This window comes from Paraburkholderia oxyphila NBRC 105797, from assembly GCF_000685075.1.
Lineage (GTDB): Bacteria > Pseudomonadota > Gammaproteobacteria > Burkholderiales > Burkholderiaceae > Paraburkholderia > Paraburkholderia oxyphila.
The window spans coordinates 105,476-118,816 of the sequence record NZ_BAYD01000018.1; the positions used below are offsets into that span (position 1 = coordinate 105,476).

General features: G+C 64.4%; 10 protein-coding genes. 6 read left to right on the forward strand and 4 right to left on the reverse strand.

Annotated features, from left to right (window positions below; translation table 11 throughout):
• Positions 1-311 precede the first annotated feature (311 nt).
• The 4 genes from BO1_RS59125 to BO1_RS14625 all read left to right on the forward strand — a co-directional run bounded on the left by BO1_RS59125 (position 312) and on the right by BO1_RS14625 (position 4,236).
• Positions 312-548 (forward strand): hypothetical protein, encoded by a 237-nt coding sequence (locus BO1_RS59125; RefSeq protein WP_156992258.1) that lies wholly within the window; start codon positions 312-314, stop codon positions 546-548.
• Positions 549-556: 8 nt separating this feature from the next.
• Positions 557-940 carry a GNAT family N-acetyltransferase gene (locus BO1_RS14615; protein WP_245643798.1) on the forward strand — a complete coding sequence of 128 codons (384 nt, stop codon included), beginning with the start codon at positions 557-559 and terminating at the stop codon, positions 938-940.
• A gap of 37 nt (positions 941-977) precedes the next feature.
• Positions 978-1,634, forward strand: coding sequence for an iron-containing redox enzyme family protein (locus tag BO1_RS14620; protein ID WP_043284885.1), 657 nt, complete (start codon positions 978-980; stop codon positions 1,632-1,634).
• Between the two features lie 100 nt (positions 1,635-1,734).
• Positions 1,735-4,236 carry an ATP-binding response regulator gene (locus BO1_RS14625; RefSeq protein WP_028218181.1) on the forward strand — a complete coding sequence of 834 codons (2,502 nt, stop codon included), beginning with the start codon at positions 1,735-1,737 and terminating at the stop codon, positions 4,234-4,236.
• A 107-nt stretch (positions 4,237-4,343) separates the two neighbouring features.
• Here the strand turns inward: BO1_RS14625 and BO1_RS14630 are convergent, their stop codons facing one another.
• Positions 4,344-6,500: a xanthine dehydrogenase family protein molybdopterin-binding subunit gene (locus tag BO1_RS14630; RefSeq protein ID WP_245643801.1), complete on the reverse strand. Its 2,157-nt coding sequence runs from the start codon at positions 6,498-6,500 to the stop codon at positions 4,344-4,346.
• A gap of 109 nt (positions 6,501-6,609) precedes the next feature.
• A complete protein-coding gene (locus tag BO1_RS14635) occupies positions 6,610-7,074 on the reverse strand; it encodes a (2Fe-2S)-binding protein (protein ID WP_028218183.1) in 465 nt (154 codons plus the stop codon).
• Between the two features lie 450 nt (positions 7,075-7,524).
• On the opposite strand from BO1_RS14635, the gene BO1_RS14640 reads away from it, so the two are divergent.
• The gene (locus tag BO1_RS14640) at positions 7,525-9,126 is read left to right on the forward strand and encodes an APC family permease (protein ID WP_028218184.1); all 1,602 of its coding nucleotides are present in this window, start codon (positions 7,525-7,527) and stop codon (positions 9,124-9,126) included.
• 145 nt (positions 9,127-9,271) lie between these two features.
• Here the strand turns inward: BO1_RS14640 and BO1_RS14645 are convergent, their stop codons facing one another.
• Both BO1_RS14645 and BO1_RS51145 read right to left on the reverse strand, forming a co-directional pair.
• Entirely contained in the window at positions 9,272-10,393 is a 1,122-nt protein-coding gene (locus tag BO1_RS14645) for a helix-turn-helix transcriptional regulator (RefSeq protein WP_028218185.1), read from the reverse strand.
• Between the two features lie 92 nt (positions 10,394-10,485).
• A complete protein-coding gene (locus BO1_RS51145) occupies positions 10,486-11,514 on the reverse strand; it encodes a C-terminal binding protein (RefSeq protein ID WP_052409468.1) in 1,029 nt (342 codons plus the stop codon).
• A 195-nt stretch (positions 11,515-11,709) separates the two neighbouring features.
• Here BO1_RS51145 and BO1_RS14655 point away from each other — a divergent pair, with 195 nt between their 5' ends.
• On the forward strand, positions 11,710-13,326 hold the full coding sequence (locus tag BO1_RS14655) for a thiamine pyrophosphate-binding protein (RefSeq protein WP_028218186.1): 1,617 nt from the start codon (positions 11,710-11,712) through the stop codon (positions 13,324-13,326).
• Positions 13,327-13,341: the final 15 nt, after the last annotated feature.

Here is a 13,341-nt window from a genome sequence, read left to right on the forward strand (position 1 = left end):
CAACCATCCGGTTTGGAAGCGTTTGTCGATACATAAACTATGCAAACAGCATCAGTACCATCAAAAATTGGTGCTATTTGCAGATATGCGCGCTATTGTTCTAGATGTGGTAATGCCGGCTGCATTGGCGAATGCGGTCCATGCCCTGGCCATCGCGGATCTGGCATCCTCGAGCCGGGAATGATGGCGCGTCAGCTCAGACGGGCGGCGCGACCACGTTACGATTCGTCAGCAATGGCGCGACCATGCGGTGCTTCGAACTCCGGACAACCGGGGCGTTATTGGCGCTCGCTTAATAACAAGGGGAAACCATGCTACTGGAAACGTTTCAGGTACGAAATCCTTTGCCGGCCATGCCGCCGCCACTCGCGGCACAAGAACTCGTTTTGCGGCACCTCAGCAGTTCATCCGAAATCCGCGCAGTGCAACGTCTGCGGCAAGAAATTGATCTTGCGGTCCATGCGAGACTGAATCCGCATTTCTACACTGACGAAAAAAAAGAGACGACATCGGAATTTCCGTCGCGTTCGAACTGGACAGCCAGCTGATCGGTACAATGCGTTTCGTGCCGATGACGCATGAGCTGACGCTAACGGAAACGCTGCAGAAAGGCGTGGAAATCAATCCTTCGCTGCTGGAAGACAGCTGGGAAGTGGGACGCCTCGTAGTTGACCCTGCGTTCAGACATGGCCAGGACCTGCTAAAGAAATGCCTGGTACTGGCGCTGTGCTTCGTCTGCGAAAACTCCAACGTCAAGCATTTCCATGCATCCTGCTCGCATGTGCTGAGCCGGCTCTACCGCCGGTTCGGGTTTTCAGCACTCGCCACGGATGTGCCGTTGGCCGGAGCCGACAAGACCTATACACTGATCCACGGTGCGGTTCCCGACGTATCGCGAGCCCTGATGGGCAGCGATGCCGCCAGACCTTCGATTGTTTGATAACGCCGCTGACAAATCATAATCAAGGAAGAACGCGATGCAAAACGAATTCATTCACTCCCTGCGGGAAACGGTCAATCAGCACTGGGCACAGATCAAGCGCGGCCAGTTCTGGCATCACGTGATGAACAGGCCAGTATCCAGGGAGTTCTATCGCGATTTGATGATCGAGATCCATCATTACACGAAGCACAATTCGATGAACCAGGCCGCCACGGCATTCGTAAGCGCGCCGGAGGGGCTGCTGAAATTTGCGTATCAGCACGCAGCAGAAGAGCTCGGACATGAGCGCATGGCCACCCACGACCTCGAAAGCATTGGCCTGCTTGACAGGGAAGCGCTAGGACGCGCGCCACTTCCGGCGACAGAGGCGTTGATCGGCTATTTGTATTTCGTGGCGCTGAAGTACGGTCCCGTTGCACGTCTTGGCTATAGCTTCTGGGCGGAAAGCGTGTACGAGCATATCGGGGATGCGCTCGGCAAGATTCGCAGCGACCTTTCGCTTACCGACAGGAATATGTCGTTCTTTGTTGCCCACTCAACGATCGACAAGAAGCACATCGTGCAGGTGGAAGAGTGTATCGATCGATATGCAAAGACGCCTGCCGACCAGGCGCTGGTTCGATCGACGGCTGAGACGACGCTGTTCCTGACCGGACAGATGCTGGAACAGGTCGCGCAGCGACACGCATAGCATCACGGGGGAGCGACTTCCGGACGGGGCGCCTCCCCCGATTCACATTGATCCCAGGCCCACGAGACAGCTTCCCGGCCATCGATCCGGGTGCGCGCCCATGAAATATCTACGCAAGCTCTTTGCCTGTTACGAAGATTACTGCCGCTCCAGGAAAGGAATTCTCAGATATGCGGGCTTCGTGGGCGCCGTTGGATACCCGCTCTTCTATCTGATCTATACGCGCGTTCTTCCGCAACCGTACGAGAGTCTGACCGTCAGGCTGATTGCATCGGCTGCGTGTGCGGCGATGGCGCTGCCCGAGTACTGGCCCGCCCGGCTGAGGAAATACCACATCGCATGGTCGTACGCGGCGGTGCTCTACTGCTTGCCGTTCTTCCATGTGTACATGTCACTGAAGAATCACGGCGATCTTGTCTTCATCGCCGATAGCTTCATGGCGGTGTTCTTTCTCGTACTGCTAACGGACTGGCGCAACACGGTCGCCATGCTGTGTCTCGGGACGGGCCTCGGCGTGGCACTCTACGTCGCGACCACGCCTGATCCGCATTTGCCGGTGGATTATGTCGCGCGCTTGCCCACGTTCATTCTCGTGGTAGTCGGCGGAAGTCTGTTCAAGTTTTCGGAACGACAACTGCAGGATGCCAAGCTGCGTGTCGCGACCGCCCTGGCAGGGTCGATTGCCCACGAAATGCGTACGCCGCTGAGCCGTATCCAGTACAGCCTCGATATGGCAAGCCGGGCGCTACCCGAGCCCACGACGGCCCCCAGCATGCAGCCCATGGCGCGCAAGCAGATTAACGACCTGTACGCTTATCTGTCACAGGGCCAACTCGCCGTTGAGCGTGGCCTGCAGGTCATTGCGATGACGCTCGATGAGGTGAACGCCAAAGCCATCGATACCAACCGGTTTGCGCTCATTCGCGCATCGGATGCCGTTCAAAAAGCGCTGGCCGAATACGCGTACGAAACGGAAGAAGAGCGCGAGATCGTGTCGCTCTCGGTCATCGACGATTTCACCTTCCGCGGCGAAGAGACGCTTTTTATCTTCGTCCTGTTCAACCTCTTCAAGAACGCCCTCTATTACCACCGGCTTTATCCCGAGATGAAGCTCGTCGTGACCGTGGATCAGCACCAGGTCTTCGTGACCGATACCGGCCCTGGCATACCGGAATCCGTGTTGCCGCGCCTGTTCGAATCGTTCCAGACATCGGGCAAGGTCGGTGGCACGGGCCTGGGTCTCGCTTATTGCAAACGGGTCATGTTCGCGTTCAATGGCGATATTGTCTGCGACTCGGTCGAAGGGAAAGGCACCCGGTTTACCCTGCGGTTTCCGCGCGCGGCACAGGCCGTCAAGGACGAGCCGGGCCGAGCCCTTGCGCGAGGCTCGCTCGCGGTGCTTGCGGGCAAGCGGATTCTGATCGTCGACGACGACGCCATGCAGCGCGATACGATGCGCATGCAGCTGACCGGTCTCGGCATGGAGATCGACGAGGCCAACAACGGCCAAAGCGCGATTGACCGTATGCGGCAGGCGCGCTACGACCTCGTGGTGATGGACTTGCGCATGCCCGTGCTCGACGGCTATGCCGCCACGGCGCTGCTGCGCAGCGGGGCGGTTCCCGGGCACCAGTCGGTGCCGGTCCTCGCCTGCACCAGCGAGCCACCACACCTCGTGCGCATGAAGATCGAGAGAGCGGGCATGTCGGGCATGATCTCCAAGCCGTGCAAACACGCCGAGCTTGTGCGGGCGTTGCAATCGTGCCTCGACCGGCCGGCTGCCGATGGCGCCGTGCTGGCAGGCAAGACGGCCATCCTCGCCGACGACGACGAATACGGCCGGCGCATCGCACGCGGCTGGCTGGAAAAATACGGCATGCGGGTCATCGAGGCGAACCATGGGCAGGCCGTGCTCGACATGATTGCCGACGGGCAGCGATGCGATGTCATATTGCTCGATCTGAACATGCCCGGGCTCGGCGGCTTCGAAACGACCCAGGCGATCCGTGCTTGTTCAGGGGATCTCGGCACGATACCGGTCATTGCATTGACCGGGTACTCGGATGCCGTCACCGTGGAATCGGCGTTGAACGCAGGAATGAACGATGTGATGACCAAGCCGGTCCGCGGCTCGATTCTGTTCGAGAAGCTGATCCAGCACCTGGGTTCTGGCGTGACGGACCTGCAGTCGCCGGTATCGACCTCGGCTGCTGCGGACAAGGCCGGGGCCGGGGACCACGGCCCCGTCATTCGCGCCGAAACCTTCCTCGATCCAGAACGCCTTCAGGAATTGAAAAGCGATGGTTTGCTCATGGAGTTGCTGGGCGACTACCTTCTGACGCTCGACGCCCTGCTCGACCGGATTGACGCAAGCGTTGTCTCGAACAACCTGGGCGACGCGCACGAAGCGCTGCATTCGCTGCTCGGCGTTAGCGCCAATATCGGGGGCGCGGCGCTACACCGGCTGGTCAGGCGCTTCTACGTGCCGGTGGCCGACGAACGCCGCTGGCCAGCGGAAGAAAACTGGCTGGGCGAGCTCAGGGACGTCATGGTGCAGACCGTTCAGATGCTGGAGCGGGAATGCCCGGCTTTAAGGTCTTGACCGAATCCCCGAATCCCCGAATCCCCGAATCCCAATACGCGCGCGCGCAGTCTCTCGTGAATAGCCGCTGACCGCGCGCGAGCCCGGCGCGGCAGTTTCGGCGTGCATCAGGCCGGGCGCAGCGTATCGCCGAGCGGCAGCGCGCGAATGGTGGCGCCGGTAGCGGCCGCAAGCGCATTCGCGACCGCGGGCGCGGCCGGCGGCACACCCGGTTCGCCGATGCCGGTGGGCGCCTCTTTCGACGGCACGATATGCACTTCGACCACCGGCATGCCATTCATGCGCAGCACGGGGTAGTCGTTGAAATTGCCCTGCGTGACGTGCCCCTTGTCGAACGTGATGCCGGCCCGCAGGAACGTGAGACCGAAGCCAATCCCGCCTTCCACCTGCGCGGCGACGATATCCGGATTGACCACCGTCCCGCAATCGACCGCGCAGACGATGCGGTCGACCGTGAACGAGCCGTCCTGCTGCACCGTCACTTCGGCCACCTGCGCGACATAGGTCCCGAACGCGAACTGCAGCGCGATGCCCCGGCCGCGCCGCGTGCCTTGCGGCCCGGCCGCGAGCGGCGTGGACCAGCCCGCCTTTTGCGCCGCGAGGTCGAGCACGCCGCGATACCGCGGCTTGGCCGCCAGCAGCGCATGACGAAATGCATAGGGATCCTTACCGGCCGCACGCGCCGCTTCGTCCATCATGGTTTCGCCGACGAAGGCGGCATGGGTGTGGCCAACCGAGCGCAGCCACTGCGTCTGGACTGGCAGCTTCGGCGCATGCTGCGTGACCTTGAAGTTCGGGATGTCATAGGGAATGTCGGCCGCGCCCTCGACGAGCACGGGATCGACCGAATCCGGCTTCGGCAACTGCATGAAGCTCTGCCCGACCACATCGTGATGCCACGACACGAGGTTGCCGGCCTTGTCGACGGCGACCCGGACCTTGTGGACCGTGAGCGGCCGGTAGTAGCCCGCGCGCATGTCGTCTTCGCGCATCCACACGAGCTTGATGGGCGCGTCGATGCCCTGCGCGTGCGCCGCGCGCACGATGCGGCACGTCTCGCGCACATAGTCCGAGTGCGGATTCGCGCGGCGGCCGAAGCTGCCGCCCGCATAAAGCTGATGGATGGTGACCTGCTCGCGCTTCAGACCGAGTTCCTGCGCGGCCATCGCCTGGTCGCCCGTGTGCCACTGCTCGCCGTTCCAGATCTCGCAGCGGCCGCCCTGCAGACGCACGAGGCAATTGAGCGGCTCCATGGTCGCGTGCGAAAGATAGGGCTGCTCATAAACTGCTTCAAGATACTTGCCGCCATCGGGCGCCGCGCCAAGCACCGTGCCGCGGCTTTCCGCGACTACGCCAGGCTGGTCGGCGAGCGCGCGAAACTGCTTGTAGATGTCATCGGAGCTCAGCGCGAAGGCATGGCTGTCGTCCCAAGCGATCTTCAGCGCGTCGCGCCCCTGGCGGGCCACCCAGGTGTTGTGCGCGAGCACGGCCACACCGCCCTGCACTTCGCCATCGCCGGGCACCTCGACCACCGCGACCACGCCCTTGATCGCCTTCGCCTGGCTCGCGTCCACGTGCTGGACCTTGCCGCCCAGCCGCGGGGGATGCGCAATGACGGCCACCAGCATGCCCGGTACTTTGATGTCCTGCGTATAGATCGCCGAGCCGTTCACCTTCTCCGGGACATCGACGCGGCGGGTCGTGGGACTGCCGATCAGCTTGAATTCGCCGGGCTGCTTGAGCACCACGCTCGCCGGCACGCTCTCGCGCGCGGCGGAGGCAACGAACTGCCCGTAATCCGCTCGGCGTCCCGATGCGGCGTGCACGATCGTGCCGTTTTCGACATGGAGCGTGGCGGCGTCCACCTTCCACGCCTTCGCGGCGGCGGCCACCAGCATCATGCGCGCGGCCGCCGCGGCCTCGCGCATCTGCTTCCAGGCGCCCGCCATCGCCGTGCTGCCGCCGGTGGCCTGCAGCGTCCAGCCAAACGAAGCGAACATGGGGTTCGCGTACTTCTTGACGTCGGCCGGCGCAGGCACGACCGTCACTTTGTCGAGCGGCACGTCGAGCTCGTCGGCGGCCAGTGTCGCCAGGCCCGTGAAGGTGCCCTGGCCCATCTCCAGATACTCGGAGACCACCGTGACCATGCCGTGCGCATCCACGCGGATGAACGCATTGGGCTCGAACGGCAGTTTCGCGGGATCGAGCGACGCCGCCACCGCGAGCCCGCCGCGGAACCCGACGGCAAGCGTCAGCGCCGACATGCCCGCAAGGAACTGGCGCCGCGTGAGCGTCGCGCGCGCGCCATCGCCGAGGATTTGTGCGGTTGATTGAGCGGCCCCGCCTTGTGCCGCGCCTTTGCCACGGATAGCGTCACGCATGCTTGAGCGCCTCCGATGCGTAATGGATCGCCGCGCGAATCCGCTGATAGGTCGCACAGCGGCAGATGTTGCCGCTCATCGCGTCGTTGATGTCGGCGTCGGTGGGACTGGGCTTTGTCGCGAGCAGCGCCACCGCCGACATCACCTGCCCCGACTGGCAGTAGCCGCATTGCGGCGCCTGCGCCTCGATCCACGCGGCCTGCACGGCGGCCCCCACCTTCTGCTCGTGGATGGCCTCGATCGTCGTCACGCTGCGCCCTTGCAGCGAACCGACCGGGGTCACGCACGCGCGCGTGGGCTCGCCATCGAGATGCACCGTGCATGCGCCGCACAGCGCCATGCCGCAACCGAACTTCGTGCCCGTGAGCCCAAGCTCGTCGCGCAGATACCAGAGCAAGGGCATCTCGGGATCACCATCGAATTGATGGCGCTGACCATTCACCACAATCTGTACCATGTCGTTCGGCCTTTTCTGTGCTGTGAGGGTGGCGACGTCCGGCTCGGGCGGACGAGCATTAATTGAACGAGTCTATGCAAGGCGAGTACAACAGGCCATACCGAAAAATCCGCTTCTTTTGCCTGATCGTCCTGAACACGCGTGCGAAATAAATGAATATGCATATGTTCTGCACGACTCCATGCGCGTGAAGCGCATGCCAATCTCCCTATATATTCCCGCTGTTATGTTCATCATGCAATTTTCGCATGGCGCTATGTGTAATCAGCATTGGACGCACCAGGGCAAGTCGCACGAGTATCCGCCTTCGGCATTTGTAGCCACCTGGCCGCACGCGGCCTTTCAATGCGCATACATGCATTGAAGGCGTGGCGAAAATGCGTGTGACGAGAACAAGGATCGGACGCAAGTCGCAGCGATACCTTGCGAGTCTGGAGATAAGGAGACGATGTGAGTAGTTCAGTTAAACGACATATCGGCCCGTTCGCGCTGATGTTCACCGGCCTCGGGTCGATCATCGGTTCGGGCTGGCTGTTCGGCGCGTGGAAGGCTGCCAAGATCGCCGGTCCCGCCGCCATCTGCGCATGGATCATCGGCGCCGTGGTCATTCTCGCCATTGCGCTCACCTATGCCGAACTCGGCGCGATGTTCCCCGAATCGGGTGGCATGGTCCGCTATGCGCGCTACTCGCACGGCGCACTCGTTGGTTTCATCAGCGCCTGGGCGAACTGGATCGCCATCGTCTCGGTGATCCCCATCGAAGCCGAAGCCTCGATCCAGTACATGAGCACCTGGCCCTACCCCTGGGCGCACGCGCTGTTCGTGAATGGCGAGCTCACTTCATCGGGATTGTTCCTCTCCGCGCTGCTCGTGATCATCTACTTCATGCTCAACTACTGGGGTGTGAAGCTGTTCGCGCGCGCCAATAGTGTCATCACGATCTTCAAGTTCATCATCCCCGGTCTCACGATTGCCGGTCTGATGGCTGCCGGTTTCCATCACGAGAACTTCGGCCAGTCGACCGACTTCGCACCCTATGGCTGGTCGGCGGTCTTCACGGCCGTGGCCACCAGCGGCATCGTGTTCGCGTTCAACGGCTTCCAGAGCCCGATCAACCTCGCCGGCGAAGCGCGTAATCCGTCGAAGAGCGTGCCGTTCGCGGTGATCGGCTCGATCCTCTGCGCGCTCGTGATCTACGTGCTGCTGCAAATCGCGTACATTGGCGCGGTCAGTCCCGCGGATGTCATGAACGGCTGGAACAGCTTCAACTTCAAGTCGCCGTTCGCTGAACTCGCGATCGCGCTGAACCTGAACTGGCTGGCGATCCTGCTCTACGTGGACGCGTTCGTGAGCCCGAGCGGCACCGGCACGACCTACATGGCCACGACCTCGCGCATGATCTACGCGATGGAGCGCAACAACACGATGCCGAAGATGTTCGGCAACGTGCACCCGTTCTACGGCGTGCCGCGCAACGCGATGTGGTTCAACCTGCTCGTCTCGTTCATCTTCATGTTCTTCTTCCGCGGCTGGAGCTCGCTCGCGGCCGTGATCTCGGTGGCAACCGTGATCTCGTATCTCACCGGCCCGATCAGCCTCATGGCGCTCAAGCGCGCGGCAACCGATCTGGAGCGTCCGCTCACCGTGCCGTTCATGAAGGTCATCGCACCGTTCGCGTTCGTGTGCGCATCGATGATCCTGTACTGGGCGAAGTGGCCGCTGACCGGCGAGATCATTCTGCTGATGGTCGTCGCGCTGCCGGTGTACTTCTACTTCCAGGGCAAGGCGGGCTGGGCGGGCTGGGGCCGCGACCTGAAGGCCGCATGGTGGCTGTGCGCCTACCTGCCGGTGATGGCGCTCATCTCGCTGATCGGCAGCAAGCAGTTCGGCGGCTATGACGTCATTCCCTACGGCTGGGACATGCTGGTGGTCGCGATCATCTCGCTCGGCTTCTACTACTGGGGCGTGAACTCGGGCTATCGTTCGCAGTACCTGGACGAACGCGAAAAGCTCGCCGAACTCGAAGCGCTGCCCTCCGTCTCCGAGGCCTGATACGCCTCTTCAAACGGCCCATGCGCGGCGCGCGAAGCGCTCGCGCACTGGCCGCCCACCGTTGCCAGTCGTCGGCGCCGATGACGCTGCACGCGGCGCCGATTTCGGCCGAGGCAGCCAGTAAGCTGCCTGCCCGCGCATCGCCTCACGGCCAGAGATTGTGCACCGTGTGCAGAATGTGGCTGACCAGTTGCGGCTGCCGATGCGTATCGGTCTTGCCGAAGATGGCCGCAAGCTGCGCGCGGGCGGTGTAGTGGGAAATCCCCAGTGACGCCGCCGCTTCCTTGACGCTTTCCCCCTGCACCAGACGCGTGGCGAGCACGGCTTCCGCCCGTGTGAGGCGAAACAATTCGATCAGCACGCCTACGGAAATTTCAGGGCGCTGGTTGGCATCGCGTATCAGCACCAGCACGGCTGCCGTGGTCTTGTCGCCGAGGCCCGCGCGCACGCGATGCGGCCGGCATAGCACGCTCCATGACTGCGCGCCGCCGCCGCGAGCCGCACGAAACACTTGAGAAGCGCCCTGCGCCGCATCGCCGGCGGCAAGCACCGTCGCGAGCGCGTGGCGCATCGCCCGTTCGCTTCGGGTATCCGTGCAATGGAGCGTCCCTTCCCGGATCGCAAATCCATCCTGTTGCTCGAGCCACCGGTCGGCCACCGCGTTTTTCAGCAGCACCCGGCCGTCCTCGTTCAACACGAGACAGCCCACGGTCAACTGCTCCGCCGTGTCGTCGAGTACGCGCAACCGATACTGCTGATGCGCGAGGCGCGCATAGATCGCGAAGGCGGTTTGCAGGCGCGGCGCGAGCGCTTCCAGCAACCCGCGCTGCGCCTCCCCAAAACGCGCCTCGCCTTGCCGGCGTGCGCCGCGCAAGCGGAAGATCATCCCGGTGGCAGGGTCCGCGAGATCGAGCCCGATCAAGTCGATCACTTCGCCGTACTCGTGCAGATACGCGTGGTAGACCGGAAAGCGCCGTGCCAACTCGGCCGGGCTCATCATCTCGCTGAGGACGCAGACCTCGCCCTGCGGCAACTCCAGAAACGGCGAATCGCGGAACACGCGCTCCTGCAGCGCGACGATCGCATCGGTATGCGCATCGGCCGACACGACCACGCCCGGATCGCCCGGACGCGGCTTGCGCAACACCAGCGTGGGATGCTGGCACGGCATGTAGCGCCCCAGCGCCTCGAGGAACGCGGTCCACGGCGGGGTGTCCAGCGTGCTTGCGAACAAGGCGTCCATCAGGCGGACGAGGTGGTGGGCCATGGGCGCGGACAATCAACGATGGCCGAAAAGACCGCCAGCGGCACGGTGCAGCCGATCCACGCGAAGCAGGAACACGCACATGCCCGGCACGCTCAGCGCCACCTGGCCTGATACGCCGCCTGGGCCTCCGGATTGATCCATCCGGCCGGCCACTCGCCATCGAGCAAGCGCAGGGTCTCCTGCCAAGGCCGCTGCACGAGCGCGCTCATCGCTTCCGGCGAAATCCCCGCCGAATGCGGTGTGATGACCACCTGATCCAGGGTCCACAGATCGTGCTCCGGCGGCAGCGGCTCCGGCTCGGTCACGTCGAGTCCCGCGGCCGCGACCAGGCCATCGCGCAACGCGATGCTCAGCGCCGCGTGGTCGATCAGTCCGCCCCGCCCCGTATTGATGACGATGGCGCCGGGCTTCATCTGCGCAAAGGCCGCGGCGCCCAGCAGATGCCGGTTGCCGTCGTTGAGCGGCACATGCAGCGAGACGATGTCGGCATGGGCCAGCAGCTCGTCCTGCGAAACGGCACTGACGCCGGCCAGCGCCATCGCGCCCGCATCGACATACGGGTCGCAGGCGATGACGTTCAGGCCAAAGCCCGCCGCGCGCGGAACCACGGCCCTCGCAATGGCGCCGAAGCCCACAAGGCCAAGCGTGCGGCCGCGCAGCCGCCGCATGCGCGGCCAATGATGCTGACGCAAGCGCTGAATGGCGTCGCCGCCGCCTCCTTCCCGCGCCGAGCCATGCAGGGCCACGACCCGCCGTGTGCAGGCGAGAATCAGCGCGAGCGTGTGATCGGCCACTTCCTCCAGGCAGAAGTCGGGCACGTTGGCCACGAGGATGCCGGCCTCGCTGGCCGCTTCTCGGTCGAGATTCTCGAAGCCGATGCCCATGCTCACGATCATCCGGCACGCCCGCAAGGAGGCGAGCACCCGCCGGCTGAAGCGCTGGACACTGCATTGCCCGAACACGATGTCCGCGTCGGCGCAGGCGGCAATCAGCTCATCCTCGCTCGTGCAGTGCACGACCCGGAAATCGGCTTCCACCTGCCTCGCCGCGAACGCGGGGAGGTATTCCGCTGGCGTCACGCGGGCGCCATCCATCGCAAGCGTCTGGACGATCTTCAGCATGTGCGGCGCGCTCCTGTCCCCGTTGTCTGGTTGGTGTCTGGTTGGTCGGGGCATCATCGCCGCCCGTCGCGGCCTCGTCCATCGTCCAAATGCACTAGACGCTTGACGCCGCCGGGCCGCGTCTAGTCCATTTGTCCGATGCCCGTCCGGCCGCGCGCTGGCATCGTGGAAGCTCCTCCCACCCAGGACGTTTCCATGGCGACGATGACCGGCGGCGATGCCGTCTACCACGCGCTGAAGGCCGCGGACGTATCGTGCGTCTTCGGCATCCCGAGCCAGCACAACCTCGGCCTCTACGATGCCCTATGCCGCCACGGCGACATTCGCGTCGTCGGCACGCGCCACGAGCAGGGGGCCGTGCACGCGGCCGATGGCTACGCACGCGCCACCGGCAAGCTCGGCGTCGCGATCGTCAGCACCGGGCCCGGCACGGTCAACGCCGTCAACGGCCTGTACGAGGCCGGCTTCGCGTCCTCGCCGGTGCTGCTGCTCACGACCCAGGTCGATACGCGCTATCTGGGCAAGGGCAAGGGCTTTATCCACGACGCCGACCAGCAACTCGCGATGCTGCGCACGGTCACGCGGCGCAGCGAGCGGGTGCTGCATGCGCGCGACATCGCCGCGACGATCCATCGCGTGATGGCCGACATCGGCACGGGACGCCCGCAGCCGGGTGCGGTGGAGATTCCCACCGATCTCCTGCTGGCGCCGTTGCCACACGAGACCTATGCGTACACGGCCCCGGCGCCGCTGCCGGCCGACGAGGCGCAGCTCGACGCCGTGGCCCGGCGCATCGCCGGGAGCCGCAAGCCCTTGCTCTGGGTCGGCGGCGGCTGCGTCAGCGCGAACGCCGCCGATGCCGTGCTCGAGCTGGCCGAGCGCCTCGGCGCGCCGGTCGTGAGCAGCGTCAACGGGCGCGGCGTGCTGCCGGCCGGCCATCCGCTCTACGTCGGGTGCCAGACCCATCTGCCCGCCTTCAACGACCTGCTCTCGCAAGCGGACCTCGTGCTCGCGATCGGCACGCGCTTTCAGGCGCTCGCGAGCCAGTACTGGCAGCAGCCGATGCCGAAGAACCTCGTCCATATCGACGCCGACGCGGGCGTGATCGGCCGCAACTATCCGGCCGCGCTGGCCGTGGTGGCCGATGCCCGGCTCGCCATCGAGGGCTTGCTGAAACGCATTGCGCCCATCGACGTGGACGGCTCCTTCGCCGCGTTCGCGCAAGAGACACGCCATACGCTGCAGCAGACCGTGAGCCGGATGATCGGGCCCGATCACCAGCGCATCGTCGAGACGATCGAGACCCGGCTCCCGGCCGGCAGCCCGGTGGTCGGCGACGCCACCATCACCGCCAACACGTGGGGCAACTACCTGCTGGCGATCCGCGGCCCGCGCCTCGCTCACTACAGCACCTCGCTCGCGATCGGCCCAGCGCTGCCGCTCGGGATCGGCGCGGCGCTCGGCACCGGCAAGAAGACGCTGGTCATCCACGGCGACGGCGGCGTGATGCTCAATCTCGCGGAAATCGCCACCGCCGTGCAGGCGCGCGCGCCGCTCGTGCTGTGCGTCTTCAACGACAGCGGCTACGGCGTGCTCAAGGGCTTGCAGCGCGTCACCACCGGACGGCCGTACGCGGTCGAGCTGCATACGCCGGACTTCGTCGCGCTGGCTGCCGCCATGGGGATGCCCGGCACACGGGTCCGCTCGGCCGATGCCTTCGCCCACGCACTCGAAACGGCGCTGGCCATGGACGGGCCGTATCTGATCGAGGTCGACCTCGACAGCCTCGAACCCATCCGCATGTTCGGCTGACGCGGGCGGACAGAC